22 protein-coding genes and 1 pseudogene are annotated in these 22,558 nt (G+C 65.5%); 14 read left to right on the plus strand and 9 right to left on the minus strand.

The genetic code is table 11. The features are described from left to right. Window positions 1–77: 77 nt before the first annotated feature. On the minus strand, window positions 78–998 hold the full coding sequence (locus tag EN857_RS02935) for a LysR family transcriptional regulator (protein ID WP_127285407.1): 921 nt from the start codon (window positions 996–998) through the stop codon (window positions 78–80). A gap of 285 nt (window positions 999–1,283) precedes the next feature. Between EN857_RS02935 and EN857_RS02945 the strand changes: the two genes are divergently transcribed. The 4 genes from EN857_RS02945 (at window position 1,284) to EN857_RS02960 (ending at window position 5,642) form a co-directional block, all read left to right on the plus strand. Beyond that, the gene (locus tag EN857_RS02945) at window positions 1,284–2,501 is read left to right on the plus strand and encodes a urate hydroxylase PuuD (protein WP_127391963.1); all 1,218 of its coding nucleotides are present in this window, start codon (window positions 1,284–1,286) and stop codon (window positions 2,499–2,501) included. A gap of 2 nt (window positions 2,502–2,503) precedes the next feature. Beyond that, the gene (gene guaD / locus EN857_RS02950) at window positions 2,504–3,817 is read left to right on the plus strand and encodes a guanine deaminase (protein ID WP_127391964.1); all 1,314 of its coding nucleotides are present in this window, start codon (window positions 2,504–2,506) and stop codon (window positions 3,815–3,817) included. 65 nt (window positions 3,818–3,882) lie between these two features. Beyond that, window positions 3,883–4,386, plus strand: a complete 504-nt coding sequence (locus EN857_RS02955) for a heme-degrading domain-containing protein (RefSeq protein WP_135857939.1) — start codon at window positions 3,883–3,885, stop codon at window positions 4,384–4,386. Continuing rightward, window positions 4,383–5,642, plus strand: coding sequence for a glycerate kinase (locus EN857_RS02960; RefSeq protein WP_127391966.1), 1,260 nt, complete (start codon window positions 4,383–4,385; stop codon window positions 5,640–5,642). Before EN857_RS02955 ends, EN857_RS02960 begins: the two co-directional genes overlap by 4 nt. Before the next feature lie 277 nt (window positions 5,643–5,919). Here the strand turns inward: EN857_RS02960 and EN857_RS02970 are convergent, their stop codons facing one another. The 3 genes from EN857_RS02970 to EN857_RS02980 all read right to left on the minus strand — a co-directional run bounded on the left by EN857_RS02970 (window position 5,920) and on the right by EN857_RS02980 (window position 9,478). Continuing rightward, window positions 5,920–6,582, minus strand: coding sequence for a UdgX family uracil-DNA binding protein (locus EN857_RS02970; protein ID WP_127391967.1), 663 nt, complete (start codon window positions 6,580–6,582; stop codon window positions 5,920–5,922). Window positions 6,583–6,635: 53 nt separating this feature from the next. Continuing rightward, window positions 6,636–8,021, minus strand: coding sequence for a glutamine synthetase family protein (locus tag EN857_RS02975; RefSeq protein WP_127391968.1), 1,386 nt, complete (start codon window positions 8,019–8,021; stop codon window positions 6,636–6,638). 74 nt (window positions 8,022–8,095) lie between these two features. Next, the gene (locus tag EN857_RS02980; RefSeq protein ID WP_128346224.1) at window positions 8,096–9,478 is read right to left on the minus strand and encodes an aspartate aminotransferase family protein; all 1,383 of its coding nucleotides are present in this window, start codon (window positions 9,476–9,478) and stop codon (window positions 8,096–8,098) included. A gap of 157 nt (window positions 9,479–9,635) precedes the next feature. On the opposite strand from EN857_RS02980, the gene EN857_RS02985 reads away from it, so the two are divergent. Beyond that, window positions 9,636–10,088, plus strand: a complete 453-nt coding sequence (locus tag EN857_RS02985) for a hypothetical protein (RefSeq protein WP_127392662.1) — start codon at window positions 9,636–9,638, stop codon at window positions 10,086–10,088. A 6-nt stretch (window positions 10,089–10,094) separates the two neighbouring features. On the opposite strand, the gene EN857_RS02990 is transcribed toward EN857_RS02985, so the two are convergent. Next, window positions 10,095–11,069, minus strand: coding sequence for a WD40 repeat domain-containing protein (locus EN857_RS02990; protein ID WP_127285862.1), 975 nt, complete (start codon window positions 11,067–11,069; stop codon window positions 10,095–10,097). Between the two features lie 347 nt (window positions 11,070–11,416). After that, window positions 11,417–12,478, minus strand: a complete 1,062-nt coding sequence (locus EN857_RS03000; RefSeq protein ID WP_127392661.1) for a GTP-binding protein — start codon at window positions 12,476–12,478, stop codon at window positions 11,417–11,419. A gap of 220 nt (window positions 12,479–12,698) precedes the next feature. On the opposite strand from EN857_RS03000, the pseudogene EN857_RS36275 reads away from it, so the two are divergent. The 3 genes and pseudogenes from EN857_RS36275 to EN857_RS03010 form a co-directional block, all read left to right on the plus strand. Then, window positions 12,699–12,908 (plus strand): annotated as a pseudogene (locus EN857_RS36275) (protocatechuate dioxygenase); the annotation flags it as partial. Between the two features lie 19 nt (window positions 12,909–12,927). Then, a complete protein-coding gene (locus EN857_RS36280) occupies window positions 12,928–13,344 on the plus strand; it encodes a hypothetical protein (RefSeq protein ID WP_292290581.1) in 417 nt (138 codons plus the stop codon). A gap of 221 nt (window positions 13,345–13,565) precedes the next feature. Next, window positions 13,566–14,036 carry a MarR family winged helix-turn-helix transcriptional regulator gene (locus tag EN857_RS03010; protein WP_127392660.1) on the plus strand — a complete coding sequence of 157 codons (471 nt, stop codon included), beginning with the start codon at window positions 13,566–13,568 and terminating at the stop codon, window positions 14,034–14,036. A 174-nt stretch (window positions 14,037–14,210) separates the two neighbouring features. Here the strand turns inward: EN857_RS03010 and EN857_RS03015 are convergent, their stop codons facing one another. After that, window positions 14,211–15,107: an AraC family transcriptional regulator gene (locus tag EN857_RS03015; protein ID WP_127392659.1), complete on the minus strand. Its 897-nt coding sequence runs from the start codon at window positions 15,105–15,107 to the stop codon at window positions 14,211–14,213. A 49-nt stretch (window positions 15,108–15,156) separates the two neighbouring features. On the opposite strand from EN857_RS03015, the gene EN857_RS03020 reads away from it, so the two are divergent. The 5 genes from EN857_RS03020 to EN857_RS03040 all read left to right on the plus strand — a co-directional run bounded on the left by EN857_RS03020 (window position 15,157) and on the right by EN857_RS03040 (window position 19,232). Beyond that, entirely contained in the window at window positions 15,157–15,564 is a 408-nt protein-coding gene (locus EN857_RS03020; RefSeq protein WP_127285867.1) for a DUF2000 family protein, read from the plus strand. A gap of 194 nt (window positions 15,565–15,758) precedes the next feature. Then, window positions 15,759–16,643 carry a DMT family transporter gene (locus EN857_RS03025; protein ID WP_187331356.1) on the plus strand — a complete coding sequence of 295 codons (885 nt, stop codon included), beginning with the start codon at window positions 15,759–15,761 and terminating at the stop codon, window positions 16,641–16,643. A gap of 66 nt (window positions 16,644–16,709) precedes the next feature. After that, window positions 16,710–17,732, plus strand: a complete 1,023-nt coding sequence (locus EN857_RS03030) for a LacI family DNA-binding transcriptional regulator (protein ID WP_127285869.1) — start codon at window positions 16,710–16,712, stop codon at window positions 17,730–17,732. After that, on the plus strand, window positions 17,729–18,709 hold the full coding sequence (locus EN857_RS03035) for a 2-hydroxyacid dehydrogenase (RefSeq protein WP_128275675.1): 981 nt from the start codon (window positions 17,729–17,731) through the stop codon (window positions 18,707–18,709). The genes EN857_RS03030 and EN857_RS03035 overlap by 4 nt, the downstream gene beginning before the upstream one ends. A 139-nt stretch (window positions 18,710–18,848) precedes the next feature. Next, window positions 18,849–19,232, plus strand: coding sequence for a hypothetical protein (locus EN857_RS03040; RefSeq protein ID WP_128346225.1), 384 nt, complete (start codon window positions 18,849–18,851; stop codon window positions 19,230–19,232). Between the two features lie 12 nt (window positions 19,233–19,244). Here the strand turns inward: EN857_RS03040 and EN857_RS03045 are convergent, their stop codons facing one another. Then, on the minus strand, window positions 19,245–20,018 hold the full coding sequence (locus EN857_RS03045) for a gamma-glutamyl-gamma-aminobutyrate hydrolase family protein (protein ID WP_127309655.1): 774 nt from the start codon (window positions 20,016–20,018) through the stop codon (window positions 19,245–19,247). A gap of 292 nt (window positions 20,019–20,310) precedes the next feature. On the opposite strand from EN857_RS03045, the gene EN857_RS03050 reads away from it, so the two are divergent. Further along, window positions 20,311–21,420 carry a TRAP transporter substrate-binding protein gene (locus EN857_RS03050; RefSeq protein ID WP_127287189.1) on the plus strand — a complete coding sequence of 370 codons (1,110 nt, stop codon included), beginning with the start codon at window positions 20,311–20,313 and terminating at the stop codon, window positions 21,418–21,420. A 112-nt stretch (window positions 21,421–21,532) separates the two neighbouring features. Here EN857_RS03050 and EN857_RS03055 read toward each other — a convergent pair whose 3' ends face one another. Then, the gene (locus EN857_RS03055; protein ID WP_127392757.1) at window positions 21,533–22,555 is read right to left on the minus strand and encodes a zinc-dependent alcohol dehydrogenase family protein; all 1,023 of its coding nucleotides are present in this window, start codon (window positions 22,553–22,555) and stop codon (window positions 21,533–21,535) included. Between the last annotated feature and the right edge of the window lie 3 nt (window positions 22,556–22,558).

The following is a 22,558-nucleotide window of genomic DNA, read 5'->3' on the forward strand; positions in this document are numbered from 1 at the left end:
GACGCGAACCTAAGTCCGCCTTCGCGCAAGGCAAGCCTGTGGAGTGGGCCAGCGGGCCGTCACTTGCCGGCCAGCCCCTATTTGCCCGCCAGAATATCCTTGATCAGCCGCTGGCAGCGCTCTGCCATGAAGTCGAGCAGCAGCCGTACCTTCGGGTCCTGCAGCTTCTTGTGCGGATAGACGGCGGCGAACTGCACCGGCGTCGGCGGTGTCTTGGCGAGTATCACCTTCAGCCGCTCGTCGCGAATGAAGGGCTCGACCTCGAAGCGCGGCTTGTTGATGATGCCGCGACCCGACAGCGCCCAGCCGGTCAGCACGTCACCGTCGTCGGTGTCATAGGGTCCATGCACCTCGAATTTCTGCGGGCCGGCCGGCGTCTGCAGCGTCCAGACATATTCGCGCGCGCCGGCATAGCGCAGCATCAGGCAGTCGTGCTTCTTGCCGATCAGTTCCTGCGGCTCGGCCGGCTCGCCGCGCGCCTCCAGATATTTCGGCGCCGCCACCAGCACGCGCTCGCATTCCATGATGCCGCGCATCCTGAGGCTGGAATCCTCGATGATGCCCAGCCGGAAGGCGACGTCGATGCCTTCTTTCATGATGTCGACATTGTGATCCGAAAGCCTGAGCCGCACCTCGATATCAGGGTATTTGTCGTGAAAGTCCGGGATGCCGGAGGCGACCAGCCGGCGGCCGAGGCCGAGCGGCGCCGTCACCTTGATCGTGCCGCGCGGCTGGCCGGACAATGCCGAGACGGCGGCCTCGGCCTCGGTTATCGCCTCCAGCACCTGCTTGGCGCCGGTGTAGAATACCGTGCCGTGCTCGGTCGGCATCAGCTGCCTGGTCGTGCGGTTGAACAGGCGGACGCCGAGGTGCTTCTCCAGCTCCTTGATGCGGTTGGAAGCGACCGCCGGCGAAATACGCATATCGCGCCCCGCCGCCGATAGATTGCCGAGCTCGACGACACGGACGAAGACGGCGATGTTGTCGAGATAGGCCATGCGTGGCTCTCAAACGGCTGCGTCAAGCTGTGTCGATTTTCAGGTTATGCCGGCCTGCAAACGGTGGGTTCCTGCGCTTCCGGTGCTCACGTGCTTCAAGCACGCTCCGCTCCGGTTCTCGGAACCCGCCGTTTTCGGCTCGGCCTGACCTGAATCTCAACACAGCTTGCAACCTAGTATTTTTTATTTTTTTTTGAAAGTCATCGCGCACCTCGCCTCTTTTCGTTTTGGCGCCAGACCGTAAAGTCGGGCAATCGGCAGGGACGACTTCCCAAGGGCAACACGATGCTGGATTTCGCGATTTTCTGGGACTGGCTGAGCTTCGCCGTCCGCTGGCTGCATGTCATCACCGGCATCGCCTGGATTGGCTCGTCCTTCTATTTCGTCGCGCTCGACCTCGGGCTGCGCCAGCGCCCCGGCCTGCCGGTCGGCGCCTTCGGCGAGGAATGGCAGGTGCATGGCGGCGGCTTCTATCACATCCAGAAGTATCTGGTGGCGCCGGCCGAGATGCCGGAGCACCTGACCTGGTTCAAATGGGAGTCCTACGCCACATGGCTGTCGGGCTTCGCCATGCTGTGCGTGGTCTACTATGCCGGCGCCGACCTGTTCCTGATCGATCCCAATGTGCTGCCGATGGCGGTGCCGGTCGGCATCCTTTTGTCGATGGCGACCATCGGCGTCGGCTGGGTTGTGTATGATCTGCTTTGCCGCTCGCCGCTGGGCAAGAGCGACACCGGCCTGATGCTGGTGCTCTATGGCGTGCTGGTGTTCATCGCCTGGGGACTCACCCACCTGTTCACCGGTCGCGCCGCCTTCCTGCATCTTGGCGCCATCACCGCCACGATCATGTCGGCCAACGTCTTCATGGTCATCATCCCGAACCAGAAGATCGTCGTCGCCGACCTGATCGCCGGCCGCAAGCCGGACCCGAAATACGGCAAGATCGCCAAGCAGCGCTCGCTGCACAACAACTACCTGACGCTGCCGGTGCTGTTCCTGATGCTGTCGAACCACTATCCGCTGGCGTTCGGCACCGAGTTCAACTGGGTGATCGCCTCGCTGGTGTTCATCATCGGCGTCTTGATCCGGCACTATTTCAACAGCGTCCATGCCCGCAAGGGCAATCCGACCTGGACGTGGCTCGGCGCCGCCGTGCTGTTCGTCATCATCATGTGGCTGTCGACGGCGCCGAAGGTCCTGACCGGCGAACCCAAGGCTTCCGCCGCGGCCGAGACCTATATCGCCTCGGCGCATTTCCAGGCCGTGCGCGACACGGTGCTTGGCCGCTGCTCGATGTGCCATGCCGAGGAGCCGGCCTATGAAGGCATCTACCACGCGCCGAAGGGCGTGATGCTCGACACCGACGCGCGCATCGCCGAGCATGCGCGCGAGATCTACCTGCAGGCCGGCCGCAGCCACGCTATGCCGCCCGCCAACGTCACCCAGATCAGCGACAAGGAGCGGGCGCTGCTGGTCGCCTGGTTCGAAGGCGCGGGAAAGTAAGCATGACCTCGACTCTTCTGCGCGGCCGCACGCTGACCTTCCTGCGCTGGCCGGAAACGATCGACGACCATTCCGCCTGGCGCTACGAGGAGGATGGCGGCCTGCTGATCAGCGACGGCCGGATCGTCGCCTCAGGCGCCTATGCCGATATCGAGAAGCAGGCCGGCGACGGGGCAAGACGGATCGACCATCGCCCGCATCTCATCCTGCCGGGCTTCATCGACGCGCATGTGCATTTCCCGCAGATGCAGATCATCGCCTCCTACGGCGCCGAGCTGCTCGACTGGCTGAACAAATACACCTTTCCCGAGGAGACGAAATTCCGCGACGCCCAGCACGGCCGCCGCATCGCCAGACTGTTCCTCGACGAGATGGTGCGGCATGGCACGACGACGGTCGCCGCCTACTGCTCGGTGCACAAGGCCTCGGCCGAGGCCTTCTTCGCCGAATCGCACGACCGCAACATGCTCAACATCGCCGGCAAGGTGATGATGGACCGCAACGCGCCGGACGGCCTGCTCGACACACCGCAATCAGGCTATGACGACAGCAAGGCGCTGATTGCGGAATGGCACGGCAAGGGGCGCCAGCACTACGCCATCACGCCGCGCTTCGCCATCACCTCGACACCGGATCAGATGGAGATGGCCGGCGCGCTCTGCCGCGAGCATCCCGAACTACACATGCAGACGCACCTCTCGGAAAACCATGCCGAGATCGCCTTCACCCAAGAACTCTATCCCTGGTCGCGCGACTATACCGACGTCTACGAGCATTATGGGCTGCTCGGGAAAAAGAGCCTGTTCGGCCACTGCATCCATCTCTCCGAACGCGAGGCGGATGCGCTGTCGGGCTCCGGCTCGGTGGCGGTGTTCTGCCCGACCTCGAACCTCTTCCTCGGCTCCGGCCTGTTCGACTACCAGCGCTACCGCCGGCGCGAAAAACCGCTCCGGATCGCGGCCGCCACCGATGTCGGCGGCGGCACCAACTATTCCATGCTGCGCACCATGGACGAGGGTTACAAGGTGATCGCGCTGAACGGCGAGAAGCTCAACCCGTTCCAGTCCTTCTGGCAATTGACGCGCGGCAATGCCGAGGCACTGTCGGTCGCCGACAAGGTCGGCACGCTGGATGCCGGCACCGACGCCGACATCGTTGTGCTCGACGCCCGCGTCACGCCGGCGATGCGGCTCAGGATGGAGACGGTCGGCGCGCTGGCCGAGGAACTGTTTCTCCTGCAGACGCTGGGCGACGACCGCGCCGTGCGCGAGGTCTATGTCGCTGGCCGGCCGGCGAAGAGCGCGATCGCGATCTAGCATTCCGGCTTGACCCCACGGCAACCATCGGCCAAAGCGTGCGGCGACATCGACAGGGGAACGACATGGCCGTTGCCGACGACATCGCTCTGATCAAGAAACAGGAAGCCACGCTGGTCTTTCCTGCCTTCGACGAGGCCGTCGCCTTCGAGATCGGCTCGGCGATCCGCAAGCGGGCGCTGGCCGAGAACCTGCCGATCATCGTCGACATCAGAACCTTCGACCGGCCGCTGTTCTATGCCGCGATGCCGGGTTCGAACGCCTCCAATCCCGACTGGGCGCGGCGCAAGATCAATGTGGTGAAGCGGTTCCTGAAAAGCACCTACCGCATGGTGCTGGAGCAGCAGCGCCCCGACCGCACCTTCAAGGTCGGCGAGGGGCTGGATGTCGCCGACTACGTGCTGGCCGGCCGCGGCTTTCCGGTCACCGTCAACGGCGCCGGCGTGATCGGCGTGATCGCCGTTTCGGGCCTGCCGGAGCGCGAGGACCACGGCGTGGTGGTCGACGCGCTGTGCGCGCATCTGGGCGCCGACCGCAAGCAATTGGCCCTGGCGCCGGAAGCACAATGACAGACCCCAAATCCTTCCTGACGTCGATCTTCAACGCCGCGGTCGCCGCCGCCGATCCCGAAAAGACGATCCGCGATCATCTGCCGGCAAGGCCGAAGGGCCGCACTATCGTCATCGGCGCCGGCAAGGGCTCGGCGCAGATGGCCGCCGCCTTCGAGAAGGTGTGGGACGGCCCGATCGACGGGCTGGTCGTCACCCGCTACGGCTATGGCGCGAAATGCGAGCGCATAGAGATCATCGAGGCGGCGCATCCGGTGCCGGATGCAGCCGGCCTCGAGGCCTCGCGCCGGCTGCTGGACAAGGTGCGCGGGCTGACGGCGGACGATCTGGTGGTGGCGCTGATCTCCGGCGGCGGTTCGGCGCTTTTGCCCTCGCCTGCTCCCGGCCTGACACTGGCCGACGAGATCGCCGTCAACGAGGCGCTGCTCGCCTCCGGCGCGCCGATCGCGGCGATGAACACGATCCGCAAGCATGTCTCGACCATCAAGGGCGGCCGGCTCGCGGCCGCCGCACATCCCGCCAGGGTGGTGTCGCTGGTCGTTTCCGACATTCCCGGCGACAACCCGGCCCTCGTCGCGTCCGGCCCGACCGTTCCCGACACCGGCAGCCGCGAGGATGCGCTGGCATCGATATCAGCCTACGGCATGAAGCTGCCGGCCTCGGTCATGGCGCACATCAATTCGCCGGCTGCGGACGCGCCGCGCCCGGACGATCCGGTCTTCGCCGGCAATGAAGTGCATCTGATCGCGTCGGCCGGCGTGTCGCTGGAAGCCGCCGCCGCCGAGGCAAAGCGGCAGGGAATAGAAGCCGTCATCCTCTCCGATTCCATCGAGGGGGAGGCGCGCGAGGTGGGCGGCGTTCATGCCGCCATCGCGCGCGAGGTGGCGACGCGCGAGCGTCCGTTCGCCAAGCCGGTGCTGATCCTGTCGGGCGGCGAGACGACGGTGACGCTGCGAGCAAAAGGCAAGGGCGGCCGCAATTCGGAATTTCTGCTCGCCTTTGCGATCGCCATTGGCGGCGTGGACGGCATTCACGCGCTGGCGGCCGACACCGACGGCATCGACGGCTCGGAAGACAATGCCGGCGCCTTCGCCGACGGCTCGACGGTGTCGCGCATGCGCGCCGCCGGCATCGACGCCAAGGCGATGCTCGCCGGCAACAATGCCTGGACGGCCTTCAATGCGGTCGGGGATCTGTTTGTGCCGGGGCCGACGGGCACGAATGTCAATGATTTGAGAGCGATTCTCGTCCGTTAACGTTGCCGCATTGCCCTTGCGCAAGCGTCGGCGCTGCCCCTCATCCGCCTGCCGGCACCTTCTCCCCGTATAGTGACGGGGAGAAGGCAACTGGCTGCGAACGTCTGCGCTAATTCAGCTATATGGGTGGTTGGCGAAATCATGCGCGGCAGCGCCTTTCTCCCCGTCACTATACGGGGAGAAATGCCCGGTAGGGCAATGAGGGGCGGCGCGAACTTGTCGGTGGTTGTTAATCAATGTTGAGGGCATCCGAAGAGGCGCACCGAAGCATAATTGATCAAACCGCCATCAGCCGCTTCACCTTTCTCATGTCCTTGAGGAATCGTTCCCGCTCGGCTTGCTTGTCCTCCTGTTCGCGGATGCGCAGAATGAAGGAGGGATGGATGGTGATGAAGATGCGCAGGCCGTCCTCGCGCTCGATCACCTCGCCGCGCATTTTAGTCACCGGCACGGCCTTGCCGAGCAGCGACTGCGCCGCCGTGGCGCCGAGCGCCACCACCAGATTTGGCTTGATCAGATCGAGTTCACTGTCCAGCCACCAGCGGCAGGCCTGGACCTCGCCGGCATTCGGCTTGGAATGGATTCGGCGCTTGCCGCGCGGCTCGAATTTGAAGTGTTTGACTGCGTTGGTGACGTAGACCTTCTGCCGCTCGATATCGGCATCCTCTAGCGTGGCGTCGAAGATCCTTCCGGCCGGTCCGACGAACGGTTTGCCGGCCAGATCCTCCTGGTCGCCCGGCTGCTCGCCGACGAACACAAGCTCGGCGCTGTCCGGTCCTTCGCCGAAGACGGTCTGCGTCGCATTGCGCCAGAGCGGGCAACGGCGACAGGCTTTCGCCGCCTCGCGCAAGTCGCCGATCGACGCCTTCTCGCCGGGTGTCGGCTCGATATCGTCCGAACCGCGCCTGGCCGGTGCCTTTGCCTGGGTCGTTGCGGCCATCCTGTGCCTCATCCATTTCAGGGTGAAATGGACCGGGCGGGCTATGGTTCCGCTCAGACCTCGTGCAGATAGAGGTGGTAGTCGAGCTCGCTGACGGTGCGGGCGACGCGCAGATATTCGGCCTGCTTGATGGCGACGAAGGTGCGATGCAGGTCGTCGCCGAGCGCTTCCTTCAGAAAGCTCGATGCCCTCGCCGCCTCGATTGCGGCGCGCCAGTCCACCGGCATGGCGCTGTGCCCGGCCGCCTGCTCATAGCCGTTGCCGGTGGTTTCCGGCCCGGGATCGAGGCCTTCGTCGAGCCCCCTGGAGACACCGGCCAGCACCGTCGCCGCCACCAGATAGGGATTGGCGTCGACGCCCGACGGCCGATGCTCGATGCGCCGGTTCCTGGCGTCGCCCGCAGGCACACGCAGCGCCACCGAACGGTTGTTGACGCCCCAGGTCGGCGCCACCGGCGCGTAGGATTGCGAGACGAAGCGGCGCCAGGAATTGGCGTGCGGCGCAAACACCAGCATCGATTCCGCCATGGTCTGGATCAGGCCGCCGAGGGCGCTCAGCAGTTTCGGCGACCATTTTTCGCCTTCGGCCTCGGCGAAGACGTTCCTGCCGGCATCGTCTTGCAACGAGACATGGAAATGCATGCCGGAACCGGCATATTTCTCGATCGGCTTGGCCATGAAGCAAGCGGTGACGCCGTGGCGGCGCGCCTGTGCCCTGACCAGACGCTTCAGCATGACGAGGTCGTCGGCCGCCCGCATCACGTCCTTGCGGTAGTTCAGCGTCAGCTCGTATTGGCCCGGCGCATATTCGGAAATCACCGTCTCGGCCGGAATGCCTTGTACCCTGGCGGCGGCATAGATGTCGGAAAACAGCGGCTCCATGCCGTGCAAATGGTCAACCGAATAGACCTCGGTCTTGGCCGAGCGGCGCCCGTCGAGAACGGCATGCGCCGGCTGCACCTTGCCGTCGGCATCGCGCTCATTGGCGAGAAGAAAAAATTCGAGCTCGAAGGCGCCGGCCGGATGCAGGCCCTTGGCCGCCAGACGCTCGACCTGCCGCTTGAGCGCCAGACGGGGATCGGAGCTCATCGGCTGGCCGTCGAGATGGTACATCGCCATCAGCACCTGGCCGCGCGGCGGGCTGGTGCCGTGGAGCGGCACCAGCGTGCCGGGGATCGGCCATGCGCGGAGGTCGCCGTCGCCGGTGTCCCAGACCAGGCCGGTCTCGTGCACGTCCTCGCCGGTGATGTCGAGGCCGAGGATCGAGATCGGCAGGTGCCGGCCGCCCTCGAAAATGCCCATCAACTCGTGCCGGCGCACGATCTTGCCGCGGCCGATGCCGTTGGCGTCGGTCAAGACGATGTCGAAAGCCTCGATTTCCGGATGGGTGTCGAGAAAGGCTTTCGCCTCGGTGGGCGTCGAGCCCGAAGGTGAAGTCATGATGGAACTCTGCTTTGGCTGGCCGCCGATCTTCCAGCCGCTTGTCTCATGCCACTTGTCTCATGCCGCTTGTCTCATGCCGCAAGCCTTGCCGCAACGGCGGCGAAAGCGGTGATCAGCCGGTTGACCTGGGCCGCCGTCGTGGCCGGCGAGATCAGCATCATGTTGTGGAAGGGCGCGATCAGCACGCCCTGGTTGACCAGCGCGACATGAATGGCGGCTTCCAGCTCCGGCGCATGCGCCGCCTCCGCCTCGCCGCCGTTGCGCAGTGGTCCCGGCGCGCAGATGAACTCGACACGGGCGCCGACGCGGGCGACATGCCAGGGCAGACGGCAGCGGTCGATGACGGCGGTCAGCCCGGCATCGAGCCGCCGCGCCAGCCGGTCCATGCGGGCATAGGCCGCCTCGGTCATCACCTGTTCGAGTGCCGCGCGCATCGTGGCGAATTGCAGCGGGTTGGCCGACAGCGTCGTGCCCATGCCGGAATAGCCGGGCTCCTTGGTCCGGTTGTAGGCGGCGTAGCGGCTGGCGATCTCGTCGCTCAGGCCCCAGACGCTCGCCGGCACGCCGCCGGCCACCGGCTTGCCGAGGACGAAGAGATCGGGCTCCAGCCCGTGCTTCTTGGTGTAGCCGCCGGGACCGGTGGAGATGGTGTGCGTCTCGTCGATCAAAAGCAGCGTGCCGGCGGCGCGGGTGAGGCGCCGCAGCGCGTCGTGGAAGCCCGGCTCGGGCAGCACCATACAGGAGTTGGTCAGCACCGGCTCGGTGATGACGCAGGCGACATCCCTGTCGGCGAGCGCCGCTTCCAGTGCGGCGACATCGTTGAATTCCACGATCTTCGTTGCCCGCGTCAGGTCGCGGAACTCGCCCGCCAGGCCCGGCCGGTTCACCGGCTTGCCGTCAACCAGCCGCACCATCGTCTCGTCGACCGAGCCGTGATAGCAGCCGTTGAAGACCAGTATCTTCTCGCGCCCGGTCACCGCGCGGGCGACGCGCAGCGCGAAACGGTTGGCGTCGGTCGCGGTGGTGGCGATCTGCCAGAACGGCAGGCCGAAGCGCTGCTGGAGCAGCGGGCCGATGGCCAGCGCATCCTCGCTGGGCAGCATATAGGTCAGACCGCGCCCGGACTGTCGGCGGATGGCGCGGGCGACCGGCGGCGGAGAATGGCCGAACATCGAACCGGTGTCGCCGAGGCAGAAATCGTCGAGCCGGTTGCCGTCGATGTCGGTGATGGTGGCGCCCCTGGCGCTGTCGACAAGGATCGGAAACGGCGTCGGCCAATCGTTCATCCAGTGCATCGGCACGCCGCCGAAAAAGCCGGGCAGGCCGTTGCCGGCCTTGGCCTCGGATTTCGGCCGCGCCTTGCGGAAAACCTCAGCCTCCGTGTCGCGCAGCATGGCAATGCGCTCGCGGCTGATGCCGCCGATCGACGTCTTTGAATGGCTGGTTGAATGCATGAAGACCCCTCTCGCCGTTCACTGTAGACAATCGCCGTCTCAAACCGCAATTGGCCGCCTGCTTGCCGTGCATTGGTTCAGCGGCAGCCGGCTGGCGCTTGACCTCGAGGCAAAGCCCGGCATCAATAAGGGCGTGGCTTGGTTCTGGGGGAGAAAAATGCGGGCGATCATTTGCACTGCGACATTGCTTCTGTCGGCTGGCTCGGCCCTTGCGAGCGGCGGCATCTGGTGCTCCGCCGAGGATGCGGGGGCAATATTCCAGGTCGAAGCCGGCGTCACCAGGGGCATGGGCGGGCCGACGTTCAATTTTCGCGGCGATCTCGAAATTCTCGGCAGGCCTGCCGACGACAGCCTGCGCAAGACCGTCTTCGAGGATTCCAACCTGACGCAATACTGGCTCGACGGCGAGGAATTGCGGCTGAACATCTATCGCGAGCACGAAGTCGCTGAACATATCAACTCGGTCGAACTGACAATCCTGACCAAGACCAGCGACGAAGGCGTCTATGACGGGCGCTATACGCTCGCCATCTACGACGCCGCGGCGGATACGGACCAGGACGGCAAGCCGGTTGAAGTCAAAGGCAAAGTATCCTGCGGGGCAGAATAGCCGCGGCTATGCGGAAATATCGATGACGCCGCAGTCGCCGGCGGCGCTGCCGAAGACGACGCGGCGCTCTTGCCTGTCCCACATCATCGCGGTGATGGCGCCCTTGCCCGGGCGGCGCAGCAGCACTTCCTTGGCGTCGGCGAAGCGCACCGCCATCACCATGCCGTCGTCATAGCCGATCGCCACCACATCCTGGCTCGGATGGCAGGCGACCGTGGTCACCATGGCGTTGCCGCGCGTGCCGAGCTCCAGCGGTGCCTTGCCCATCGGGCCGTCCTTGCCGGTAAACGGCCAGACGATCGCCGCCGGCGCGCCCGAGCTCGCCAGCCATTTGCCCTTCGGCGCCCATGACAGGCTTTTGACCTTTGCCGGATAGCCGCTCATGCGCATGTGCTTGCCGTCGGCGAGCTTCCAGCCGTGCAGCGCGTTTTCCTGCATCGTGGTGACGAGGAAGGCGCCGTCCGGCGAGAAGGTGATGCCGGTATGGGCGCCGGCCCATTCGAGCTCCACCGGCTTGCCCTCGGCGGCGGGGAAATGCAGCGTCGCGCCATTGTAGCGGGCGACGCCGAAGCGCATGCCCTTGGGCGAGAAGGCCAATCCCTCGACCGAGCGCGGGTGGGCGAATTCCTTGGTCTTGCCGTCGGCGAAGCGCACGAAGGCGGTCTTGCCCGAAGCAAAGGCGATCGCGCCCTGCGGGCCGGCGGCGATGCTGGTGATCCATTTCCTGCCGGCGCTCGCCAGTTCCTCGACGTTGCCGCCCGCGGTGGTCGAAAAGACCTTGCCGTCCTCGCCGCCGGTGATCAGCCGGTCATTGGCGGCATCGTGAAAGGAGGCAAGCAGTCCGTCATTGGCCTGAACGGTCTTATGGCCGTTGTCGAGGCGGTGGATTGTGCCATCGGCGAGCGCGAAATGCGGCACATCGCCGAGGAAGACGGCGGCGACGCAATGGCCTTCGAGATCAAGCGGGGCGACAGTGGGCATGGCTATCTTTGTCTGGTGAAAGTGCAGAAGGCGGCTTACTCGACGTTTGTACGTCCGGCAACCATGAGGGGGATATTCGCCAGCGATGGCGCCGCCCCTCATTGTCCTGCCGGACATTTCTCCCCGTATAGTGACGGGGAGAAAGAGGGCTGTCGCGGATGATCTCGCCAATCTTCAGCGCTACAGAATAGGCGTCGACATCGCGGCCAGCCTTCTTCTCCCCGTCACTATACGGGGAGAAGGTGCCGGCAGGCGGATGAGGGGCGGCGCCAACGGTTGGAAATTGTCGCTACAGAATGCTTGGCAGTGCTTCGATCGCCCTAAGCAGCCTGTCCTCTCCCGAACGTTCAAGCCGCCTGGCAGGCCTCGAAGCTCTTGCGCAGCCGCTCGGCGTCGAGCTCGCGGCCGATGAAGACCAGCCGGCTCTCGTGCTTCTCGCCATCCCTCCAGGCGCGCTGGTGATCGCCCTCGATGATCATGTGGACGCCCTGGATGACGTAGCGCTCATCGTCGCCTTTCAGCGCGATGATGCCTTTCAGCCGCAGGATGTTGGGGCCTTCCATCTGGGTGATCTTCTCGATCCACGGGAAGAACTTCTTCGGGTCCATCTCGCCGCCGCGCAGCGACACCGACTGCACCGTCACGTCATGGATGTCCGAAGGATGCGCATGGTCATGATGGTGATCGTGGTCATGGTCATGGTCATGATGATGGTGATCATGGTCATGATCGTGGTGATCGTGATCATGGTCGTGCGCTTCGAGGAAATGCGGGTCGTTCTCCAGCGCGCGGGCAAGGTCGAAGGCGCCGCGATCGAGCACCTCGGCCAGCGCGACACCGGCGCGCGTGGTACGGTGGATCCGGGCCGACGGGTTGATGGCGCGGATCGTCGCCTCGACCTTGGCGAGTTCGTCCGGCGTCACGAGGTCGGTCTTGTTGAGCACCACCACGTCCGCGAATGCGATCTGGTCCTCGGCTTCCTTGGAATCCTTCAGCCTGAGCGGCAGGTGCTTGGCGTCGACCAGCGCCACCACGGCGTCGAGCTTGGTCTTGGAACGCACATCGTCGTCCATGAAGAAGGTCTGCGCCACCGGCACCGGATCGGCGAGGCCCGTGGTCTCGACGACGATGGCGTCGAAGCGGCCGGGACGGCGCATCAGGCCCTCGACGACGCGGATCAGGTCGCCGCGCACCGTGCAGCAGACGCAGCCATTGTTCATCTCGTAGATTTCCTCGTCGGATTCCACGATCAAGTCGTTGTCGATGCCGATCTCGCCGAACTCGTTGACGATGACGGCATAGCGCTTGCCGTGGTTCTCCGACAGGATGCGGTTGAGCAAGGTCGTCTTGCCGGCGCCGAGGTAGCCGGTCAGCACGGTTACGGGGATCTGCGTCTGCGCTTGGCTCATGTCTTGCCTCGAAAAGTCTTCCTGCCTCGGAAAATCCGGGCTTCGAAAAGGGGAGTGTCGGCTCCATATAGGGTGTGTGCCACGCATTTGCACGCGGCAAACCGATGGGCCAGGCAGCAGGCCGGAAAGGCGCCAGATGTCCGACAAGCGAGCTTCCTTGCCAATCTCCCGGCGCCGGGCGCTCGGCCTGATTGCCGTCACCGCCGGCGGCGGCAGCTTTATGCCGTCCACCGCGCCAGCGGCGCAGGTTTCGTCCTATGCCGGGCTTGCCCTTTTCGATGCCGGCGCCGGCGTTTGCGCCATCACGCCCGAGGCGACCGAGGGGCCGTTCTACTTCGACCCGAAGCTCGAACGCGCCGACATCGCCGAGGGAAAGAGCGGTGTCGGCCTGACTGTGAAGCTGCAGGTGGTCGATGCCACCTGCCGGCCGCTGGCTGGGGCGCGGGTCGATGTCTGGCATTGCGACGCGCAAGGCCACTATTCCGGCTCCGGGCCAGGGCGACGGCCAGGATGTCGACACGTCAGGCCAGACTTTCCTGCGCGGCTGGCAGAAAACAGACGAACGCGGCATCGTGTCCTTCGCCACCATCTATCCCGGGTGGTATCGCGGCCGCACCACCCATATCCACTTCAAGATCTTCCCGGACGACAGCTCGACGATGACCGGCCAGCTGTTCTTCCCCGACGCGCTCAGCGATCAGATCTTTGCGACCGTGCCGCCCTATGCCGAGCGCGCCGGCAAGCGCGACACGTCGAATGCGCGGGACGGCATCGCGAGACGCGCGGGACCGCTGGCGCAGGCGGCCTTGCGCGAGGCGGCGGACGCCTACCAGGCGCTGCTGGTCGTCGCGGTGAAGTCCGGCTGAGGCTCGGCTTTGCACGCCTCGACGCGCCCGCCGGAAAGCCTTCCCGCAGGGGAAAAGTCGTTTGTCATCTAACTGAAATAAACATCTGGCATCACCTCGGCGGACATCGCAATGCTTGCCGGCAAAGCTGTGCTGCAAGCCGGATTCTTTTTGATCGTCGATTGCCAACCGGCAGGCAGCCTCTATGCTGTCGGCACCGGTTCGGCCGAAGAGGGATGACCATGGCCAAGGCGGACAAGACAGCGACAATGAGCCGGCTGCATTCGGCGGCGCGACTGGCGCGCACGGCGCTCGCAGCGCGTCTTCTGGCGCATGGTTTCTATGCCGGGCAGGACCAGATCATGCTGGCGCTCGACCGCGAGGACGGCCAGACGCCCGGCAACCTCGCCGGCCGCCTGGGGGTGCGCCCGCCGACCATCACCAAGACCATCAACCGGCTGCAGGCGCAGGGTTTTCTCGAAAAGCGCGCCTCCAACGCCGATGCCCGCCAGGCCCACATCTTCCTCACCGATACCGGCCGCGACATCATCCACGCCATCGAGAAATCGGTGAAGAAGACCGAGAAGCAGGCGCTGAAGGGCCTCGACAAGAAGGACCAGAAGGCGCTGTTCAAACTGCTCGCCCGGGTCGAAGCCAATCTTTCGAACGAAGATCTGGTGCTCATCGACGACGACGCCGAGCTGGATGATTAACGAGCGACGCGTCTCGCAGCGACGCGTAAGCGCGACGCGCAGCGTCGTCGCGGTGCAGTGCGCCAGCGTTGCCCTTTAACGAGCGACGCGGTGAGCATGGTCGCTCCAAGTAGCACCCAAGCATCGGCGGCTTAGCGGAAGGGCGACGACGCTGCACGTCGCGCCTGAGAGCTATCACTGGGCGTCTCGCGGTTGAGCGACGACGCTGCGCGTCGCGCTTCGAACCAAGCTCGACCAACGCCCGGGCGTTAGCCCGAACGCCTTCTTGAAATGTCGGTTGAAATGGCTCTGGTCGCTGAAGCCGGCGGCAACGGCGATTTCGGCCAGCGGCTCGCCCGCCTCGATCATCCGGCGCGCCCGCTGCAGCCGGCGCATCACAAGGAAGCGATGCGGGCTGGTGGCGTAAGTGGCGCGGAAATGGCGCGAGAGCGCGTAGCGGTCGAGGCCGGTAACGGCTTCCAGTTCACCTGACCGCACCGGCCGCCCGGCATTCTCCTCGAGATAATCGCGCGCAAGTGCTGCGGCGCGCCATGCCGTCTTTCCCATCGGCTTCGCCGGCTGCCCGGCATGTCGACCGAGGTTCCGCGCCAGCCGCGCGATGAAATCGGCGACGAACAGCTCGTCCAATTCTTCCTCCAGCGGCGCCAGCGCCGACAGCAGCGTGCCGCGCAGCGCCGGATCACTCACCACCGCATCCTCAACGAAAGGCAGCGGCGCGCCGCGCAGGCAATCGATGAGCAGCGACGGTTCGAGATACAGGATCCTGTAGCGCAGTCCGTCCTCCGTGCCGGCGCCGCCATCGTGCAACTCGTCGGGATGCAGCACGATCACCTGGCCGGGCAGGCTGTGCCGCAGCGCGCCGCGATAGCGGAAGCGCTGGACGCCGTGCAGCGTGACGCCGATGGCATAGGTGTCGTGACGGTGCAATTCGAAGGCATTGCCGTGGAAGCGCGCCTCGATGCGCTCGATGCCGGTGCCTGCCGGCGCCGACACGATACGGTCCCCGGTGACCTCGCCCGAGCACGAACGTTCAAGACCCTGCACAGGCTCCGCGGCTAGATCGTGTGGCATCGCTTCATCCAGGCCTGTCACAGGCCGCCTCCCGGAGACTTGAATCTTGGTGTTCGATACGAAATTTGCAATCGTGCTCAGGGACGATCTCGCCGTCTGGCAAAAGCTCAACGTCACCGCCTTCCTCACCAGCGGCATCGTTGCCCAGTTCCCGGAGATCATCGGCGAGCCCTACCGCGACCGTGCCGGCAACATCTACAACCCGCTGTCGATCCAGCCGGTGATCGTGCTGTCGGCGGACGGACCGACGCTGAATGCGATCCATCGCCGGGCGCTGGAGCGCGGCGTGACGACATCGGCCTATGTCGAGGAGATGTTTTCGACCGGGCACGACGCCGCCAACCGCGCCGTCTTCGCCGAATTCGCGCCCGATGACGCCAGGGTCGTCGGCATCGCGCTGCGTGCCGAGAAGAAGCTCGTCGACAAGATCGTCAAGGGCGCCCGCATGCAGTCATGATTGAAGCCCGCAGGCGCTGGTCCACGGAGCGCCTGGACTGAGCCTGTCCGGGGACGCTTGTTGGGCCAGTCGCTTTTGGCTTGCCGGCCAGCGGCGATTGCCGCAAAAGGTGGCGTCTACCTTTCCTCGGCCCGACCTTGAGCATTCCCAAAAATCAAGACGACAGCGCAACGCCGCCGGCGGCGATGCTGCTGATGCTGTGCGTGTATGTCTGCTTCACCTTTCTCGACACCAGCAGCAAATATCTGGTGCTGGCCGGCGTCTCGGCGCTGATCGTCGCCTGGGCTCGCTTCGTCGTTCATGTGCTGCTTGTCGGCGTGTTCCTGCGCGGCTGGCGCGAGCCGTCGCGTTTTCGCGCCAGGAACCTGACCGCGCATATCCTGCGCGGCGCGTTCCTGTTCGGCTCGACCATGTGCAACATTTTCGCGCTGCGAACCCTGCAACTGGCGGAGACGACATCGATCTACTTCTTCGGCCCGATGGTGATCACCGCGCTTGCCGGTCCGCTGCTCGGCGAATGGGCGGGCTGGCGGCGCTGGCTGGCGATCCTCACCGGCTTCGTCGGCGTGCTGATCATCACCCGGCCGGGCGTCGGCGTGTTCGGCATCGGCCATCTCTTCGCGCTCGGCTCGATGCTGTCGAACAGCTTCTATGTCATCATGACCCGCCGCATGTCGGCTACGGAAAGCTCGGAAAGCCTGATCCTGTTCTCGGCACTGGCGCCGACCGTGCTGCTGTTGCCCATGCTGCCGTTCTCAGTGTCGTTGCCGCATGACGGGTGGCACTGGTTCATCCTCCTGATGCTCGGCGTGTTCGGCGCCACCGGCCATTGGCTGCTGGTGCAGGCCTATCGCCTGGCGACCACCACGGCGCTCGCCCCCTACCCCTATTCGCAGATGGTGTGGATGATCATTTCCGGCTGGATCATCTTCAACCAGTTTCCCGACCGCTGGACGCTGCTGGGGGCTGCCATCATCGTCGCCAGCGGCCTTTACATCATTCATCGCGAACACCGGCTTCGCCTGCGCAACAGCGCGACGCTGGACGCAGAGGCCGAAGCCCTGGCAAAAAAACTTTGATTTGCCGGGGATCGATGGCATAAGAGCCGCCTTTAAACAGTTTAAATCGGTTCGGGGAGCGAAGGGCTGGCACAGAAGATCAAGCTTTCGACGATCGCGGATGCGCTCGGTGTGTCCACGGCCACGGTGTCGCTGGCGCTGCGCGACAGCCCGCTGGTGGCGGGCAGCACACGCGACCGCATCAAGGAACACGCCCGCGCCATCGGCTATATCTACAATCGCCGCGCCGCCAGCCTGCGCACCTCGCGCTCAGGCATTGTCGGCGTCGTCGTGCACGACATCATGAACCCGTTCTTCGCCGAGATCCTGCGTTCGATCGAAAGCGAGCTCGACCGCAGCCGGCAGACCTTCATCCTGTCCAACCACTACGACCAGCTCGAAAAGCAGCGCACCTTCATCGACACGCTGCTGCAGCTCGGCGCCGACGGCGTCATCATGTCGCCGGCCATCGGCACGCCGGCCGAGGACATCGTCATGGCCGAGGACAACGGCCTGCCGGCGGTGTTGATCGCGCGCAGCGTCGCCGGGGCCGACGTGCCGGTCTTCCGCGGCGACGACGCCTATGGCACGGCGCTGGCCACCAACCACCTGATCTCGCTCGGCCACAAGCGCATCGCCATGATCGGCGGCACCGACCAGACGTCGACCGGCCGCGACCGTTACCAGGGTTATCTCAACGCCATGGAGGCGGCGGGGCTGGAGGTCAGGCCGTCCTGGCGCATCGCCGGCCCGCGCACCAAACAGGCCGGGTTCGAGGCCGCCGGCCAGTTCTTGGCGCTGAAAGACAAGCCGACCGCCGCCTGCTGCTGGAACGATCTCGTCGCCATCGGCCTGATGAACGGCATCGCCCGCGCCGGCCTGGTGCCGGGCGTCGACATCTCGGTCACCGGCTATGACGATCTCGAGGAGGCGGCAATCGCGACACCGGCATTGACGACGGTCTGGAACGGCCAGCGCGAGGTCGGCCGCCGCGCCGCCAGCGCGCTGCTCGACAAGCTGAATGGACAGACGGTGCGGCCGTCGCAGGAACTGATCAAGCCGGAACTGCATGTGCGCCAGTCGACCGGCAAGCCGGTGGAGCGGGCATGACCAAGACCGAACAGCAGCCGGTCGCCATCCTGGTGCCCGGCCATTTCAACGACCATGCCGTCGGCCGCATCGATCGCACGTTCCGGCGGATCGGGATCGAGCGGGCCGATCCGTCGCTGGTCACCGACGAGATGCGCGAGACGGTGCGCGGCATCGCCTGCTTCGGCGGCATCAACGCAGCCCTGATGGACGCACTGCCCCGGCTCGAGATCATCGCGAATTTCGGCGTCGGCTACGATTCGGTCGACGCCCGCCATGCCGGGCAAAACGGCATCATGGTGACCAACACGCCGGACGTGCTGACCGAGGAGGTCGCCGACACCACGATCGGTCTGCTGATCAACACCGTGCGCGAAATGTACGCCGCGGAGAAATGGCTGCGCGACGGCGGCTGGGTGAAGACCGGCCACTACCCGCTGAGCCGGCTCACCTTGCGCGGCCGCAGCGTTGGCATCTTCGGCATGGGCCGCATCGGCCTCGCGGTCGCCCGCCGGCTGGAGGCTTTCGCGCTGCCGGTCTCCTACCACAACCGCCGCAAGGTTGAGGGCCTGCCCTACGGCTACCACGCGACCCTGAAAGGCCTGGCCGAGGCGGTCGACACGCTGATTTGCATCGCGCCGGGCGGCGCCGCGACGGAGAAGGCGATCAATGCCGAGATCCTGTCGGCGCTCGGCCCGAACGGCGTCTTCGTCAACATCGGCCGCGGCAGCACGGTGGACGAGGCTGCGCTTGCCGCCGCCCTTGCCAACGGCACCATCGCCGCCGCCGGACTCGATGTCTTTGCCGACGAACCGAACGTGCCGAGGGCGCTGCTCGAAGCGCCGAACACTTCGCTGCTTCCTCATGTCGGCTCGGCGTCGGAGCACACACGTCGCGCCATGGCGGATCTGTGCGTCGACAATCTCATCTCCTGGTTCAGCGAGCGCCGGCCGCTGACCCCGGTGCCGGAGACGGTTGAGGTCAAGCCGCGCGGTTGACCCCGGTCGGCCCGGCCATATTTCTTAGCGAACGGTTAACCATTTGGAATCACTATGCATACTTCGTTATGCATAGGCAGGCCGAATGGTCGGCCAGGTTTGAGGCGCGCCGGGGCGCTTAAATGTACGGAGAGACAGGGTGAAAGTACTTCCCGTTGTGGTGGCGGTTGCCGCGGTGGCGGGTGGCGCCCAGCACTTTCGCGCCGGCAGCGGCGAAAGCATCGCCGGCGAAACGGCCCCGTCCAGCACCTACCGATTGACGGCCAATGGCGACGAAGCGGCTTGCGCCGTCCGGCGCGGCGCCGAAGTGTCGGGCGGGTTGACGCTGCTGACGGTCGGCCCCAACTGCCGCAAGCTTTTGCCTGGCATCGAGCGGGCGAAATTCTGGCGCGAAGAGGCCGACGGCACGGTCGCCTTCAGCGCGAACGGCATCGATCCGATCGTCACCTTCAGCGTGGCCGATGGCGACGGCTACGAATCCTACGCGCCGGTCACGCCGCTTCTGGCGCTGAACCACGACTGAGGTTGGGCAGACCTACTCCGCCGCCGCGCGGACGCCGGCTTTCGCCGCCGCATGCAGGCGCACGGCATCGCCGAAGGCGCGGAAAATCCTGGCCGAATTGTCGTCCGACTTGACCCAATATTCGGGATGCCACTGAACGCCGACCGCGAACGCGCGAGCGTCGCGAACCGACACCGCCTCGACCGTCCCGTCGGCGGCGAGCGCCTCGACCTGCAGTTTCGACCCGAGCCGGTCGATCCCCTGGCGATGCAGTGAATTGACCTTGATCTCGCCCGCGCCGAAGACGCCGGCGAGGCAGCTGCCCGGCTTGATCGAAATCGTCTGGTGGATGGCGAAGCGCTCGTCCTGATTGTCGCTCACCGGCGCGCGGTGGTCGAGCGATCCCTCGCGCTCCTGGATCTCGGTGCCCAGCGTGCCGCCCAGCGCCACGTTCAGTTCCTGGATGCCGCGGCAGATGGCGAGCAGCGGCACACCGCGCTCGATCGCCTTGCGGATCAGCGGCAGCGTGGTCGAATCGCGGGCCGGATCGTAGGGGCCGTTCCGCTCGCTGGCATCGCCGCCGTAGAGCGAGGGATGCACATTGGACTTCGAGCCGGTGACCATGACCCCGTCGACCGACGACAAGAGTTCGTCGAAGTCGAGCCGGTCGCCAAAAGACGGCACCAGCAGCGGAAACACGCCGGCGCCGACGAGCGCGGCTTCCAGATATTGCTGCGGGGCAGCATGCCAGGTGTAGTTGTCGAATTGGCGGACGTCGGTCGAGATGGCGACGAGCGGCTGCTGCATTTTGGATCCGGTTTCCGTTGAGAGCTAAGGAACTATTCTGCCTACAAAATAGGCGATCCCAAGGCGCTTTTCCATGACAAGTTTCGGCGCGTCGTATGGGCCACGCCGCTGGCCGTTAGACTATAGTTGCAGGTTCTTGCCCAAGCCCGCGGATTTCCCGGCAATGCAGCTGCCAGGCGCCGCCGCCGCGCTGGACTCGACCTGTCGCCCGTGTATTGTCTCGCCCAGGCCGAGCCGGGGTATCGAGGATTCCCCCGAATGTTGGTCTGTTGATCCAAAAGGGAGGAACTTCATGGATCGTCGTTCATTCATCCGCAAGGCCGGCGTGACCGGCGTCGGCGCCGCGGCGGCGGCGGCCACGCTTGCCGCTCCGGCAATCGCCCAATCCAATCCGAAGGTGACGTGGCGGCTGGCGTCGTCCTTCCCGAAGTCGCTCGACACGATCTATGGCGGCGCCGAAGTGTTCTCCAAGATGCTGTCGGAAGCGACCGACGGCAATTTCCAGGTCCAGGTGTTCGCCGCCGGCGAGCTGGTTCCCGGCCTGCAGGCAGCGGATGCGACCGCCGCCGGCACCGTCGAGGCCTGCCATACCGTTGCATACTACTACTGGGGCAAGGACCCGACATGGGCGCTGGGCGCGGCGGTGCCGTTCTCGCTCAACGCGCGCGGCATCAATGCCTGGCACTATCATGGCGGCGGCATCGACCTGTTCAACGAATTCCTCGCCACGCAGGGGCTTTTCGGCCTGCCGGGCGGCAATACCGGCGTGCAGATGGGCGGCTGGTTCCGCAAGCAGATCAACACCGTCGCCGACCTCTCCGGCCTGAAGATGCGCATCGGCGGCTTTGCCGGCAAGGTCGTGGCCAAGCTCGGCGTCGTGCCGCAGCAGATCGCCGGCGGCGACATCTACCCGGCGCTGGAGAAAGGCACCATCGACGCCGCGGAATGGGTCGGCCCCTATGACGACGAGAAGCTCGGCTTCTACAAGGTCGCGCCCTACTACTACTATCCCGGCTGGTGGGAAGGCGGCCCGACCGTCCACCTGATGTTCAACAAGGCCAAGTATGAAGAGCTGCCGGCGTCCTACAAATCGCTGGTGCGGACCGCGGCGCAGGCAACCGACGCCAACATGCTGCAGAAATACGACTTCCTCAATCCGGCGGCGGTGAAGCGGCTGGTGGCCGGCGGCGCCAAGCTGCAGCCGTTCAGCCAGGAGATCATGGCCGCCTGCTTCGAGAAGGCGAACGAGGTTTACGCCGAGATGGAAGCCTCGAACGCGCCGTTCAAGAAGATCTGGGAGTCGATCAAGGGCTTCCGCAAGGAGCACTATCTCTGGGCCCAGGTGGCCGAGTACAACTACGACACCTTCATGATGGTCCAGCAGCGCCAGGGCAAGCTGTAGGCTGGGATTAGCCCCTTCTCCCCGTCACTATACGGGGAGAAGGTTCTGGCAGGGGATGAGGGGCGGCGTAGACTTCGGCGACTGATCGCCCCGGGCTTTGCAGGCGCCTGGTTCAGCCTGGCACCACCAGCACCTTGACCTCGCCCGGCGCGGGCGGATTGGCGATCACCGCCGGCGCCTCCTCGAGCGATACCTGTCTCGATATCAGCCGGTCGACCTCGATCGCGCCCGAGGCGATGAGCCCGGCGGCGCGGCCGTGGGTGTAGGGGTTGAGGAAGGAGCCCAGAACCTTCAATTCGCGAAATAGCAGGTCGAAGGGCTCGAACACGACCTGCATGCCTTGCGGCACGACGCCGACGATGACGACGGTGCCGCCGGCCTTCGCCAGCCGCAACGACTGCTCGACCGTATCGCGCACGCCGGCGCATTCGAACACCACGTCGGCACCGCCCGGCACCAGCCCGTCTGGTCCGGCAATGGCATCGATAACGTCGCCGGCGCCTGGATCGACTGAGGCCGTCGCGCCGAGCTCCTCGGCGAGCGCGCGGCGCGAGGCCTGGCGTGTCGACAGCACGATGGTCTTCGCCCCGGCAAGCCTTGCCAATTGCACGGTGAGCAGGCCGATGACGCCGCCACCGAGCACGACGACCGAGCCGCCCGGCTTGATCGCGGCGAGGTCGACGCCGTGCAGGCAGCACGCCAACGGCTCGCAGAATGCGCCATGCGTCGGCTTGAGGCTCGCCGGCAGAAGGAAGGCCTGCTTCTGCGGCATCACGACATAATCGGCGAAGCCGCCGTCGCGATGAATGCCGATGGCATTGAGATTGCGGCAGAGGTTGACCCGCCCGGCATGGCAATGCGGGCATCGTCCGCAGGCGATGTTGGGATCGCCGGTGACGCGGTCGCCGACGGAGAAGCCGATCACCGACGCCCCGACCGCCTCGACGATGCCCGAAAACTCATGCCCGGGCGTTACCGGCGGCTTGCAAGGAAACTCGCCGTGGAAGAGATGGCGATCGGTGCCGCAGACGCCGCAGGCCTCGATCCGCACCAGCAGATCGTCCGCACCGGCCGACGGCTTGTCGACCTCGCGCAGCGCTATGCTGCCGACAGCCTCGAGGCGAACCGCTTTCATAAC

The organism is Mesorhizobium sp. M4B.F.Ca.ET.214.01.1.1 (assembly GCF_004791545.1).
Classification (GTDB): domain Bacteria; phylum Pseudomonadota; class Alphaproteobacteria; order Rhizobiales; family Rhizobiaceae; genus Mesorhizobium; species Mesorhizobium abyssinicae.

Bases quoted from the DNA above. Each gene is read 5' to 3' on its own strand.
- EN857_RS02935 (WP_127285407.1), bottom strand. From the start codon at position 998: ATGGCCTATCTCGACAACATCGCCGTCTTCGTCCGTGTCGTCGAGCTC.
- EN857_RS02945 (WP_127391963.1), top strand. From the start codon at position 1,284: ATGCTGGATTTCGCGATTTTCTGGGACTGGCTGAGCTTCGCCGTCCGC.
- guaD (WP_127391964.1), top strand. From the start codon at position 2,504: ATGACCTCGACTCTTCTGCGCGGCCGCACGCTGACCTTCCTGCGCTGG.
- EN857_RS02955 (WP_135857939.1), top strand. From the start codon at position 3,883: ATGGCCGTTGCCGACGACATCGCTCTGATCAAGAAACAGGAAGCCACG.
- EN857_RS02960 (WP_127391966.1), top strand. From the start codon at position 4,383: ATGACAGACCCCAAATCCTTCCTGACGTCGATCTTCAACGCCGCGGTC.
- EN857_RS02970 (WP_127391967.1), bottom strand. From the start codon at position 6,582: ATGGCCGCAACGACCCAGGCAAAGGCACCGGCCAGGCGCGGTTCGGAC.
- EN857_RS02975 (WP_127391968.1), bottom strand. From the start codon at position 8,021: ATGACTTCACCTTCGGGCTCGACGCCCACCGAGGCGAAAGCCTTTCTC.
- EN857_RS02980 (WP_128346224.1), bottom strand. From the start codon at position 9,478: ATGCATTCAACCAGCCATTCAAAGACGTCGATCGGCGGCATCAGCCGC.
- EN857_RS02985 (WP_127392662.1), top strand. From the start codon at position 9,636: ATGCGGGCGATCATTTGCACTGCGACATTGCTTCTGTCGGCTGGCTCG.
- EN857_RS02990 (WP_127285862.1), bottom strand. From the start codon at position 11,069: ATGCCCACTGTCGCCCCGCTTGATCTCGAAGGCCATTGCGTCGCCGCC.
- EN857_RS03000 (WP_127392661.1), bottom strand. From the start codon at position 12,478: ATGAGCCAAGCGCAGACGCAGATCCCCGTAACCGTGCTGACCGGCTAC.
- EN857_RS36280 (WP_292290581.1), top strand. From the start codon at position 12,928: ATGTCTGGCATTGCGACGCGCAAGGCCACTATTCCGGCTCCGGGCCAG.
- EN857_RS03010 (WP_127392660.1), top strand. From the start codon at position 13,566: ATGGCCAAGGCGGACAAGACAGCGACAATGAGCCGGCTGCATTCGGCG.
- EN857_RS03015 (WP_127392659.1), bottom strand. From the start codon at position 15,107: ATGCCACACGATCTAGCCGCGGAGCCTGTGCAGGGTCTTGAACGTTCG.
- EN857_RS03025 (WP_187331356.1), top strand. From the start codon at position 15,759: ATGCTGTGCGTGTATGTCTGCTTCACCTTTCTCGACACCAGCAGCAAA.
- EN857_RS03035 (WP_128275675.1), top strand. From the start codon at position 17,729: ATGACCAAGACCGAACAGCAGCCGGTCGCCATCCTGGTGCCCGGCCAT.
- EN857_RS03045 (WP_127309655.1), bottom strand. From the start codon at position 20,018: ATGCAGCAGCCGCTCGTCGCCATCTCGACCGACGTCCGCCAATTCGAC.
- EN857_RS03050 (WP_127287189.1), top strand. From the start codon at position 20,311: ATGGATCGTCGTTCATTCATCCGCAAGGCCGGCGTGACCGGCGTCGGC.
- EN857_RS03055 (WP_127392757.1), bottom strand. From the start codon at position 22,555: ATGAAAGCGGTTCGCCTCGAGGCTGTCGGCAGCATAGCGCTGCGCGAG.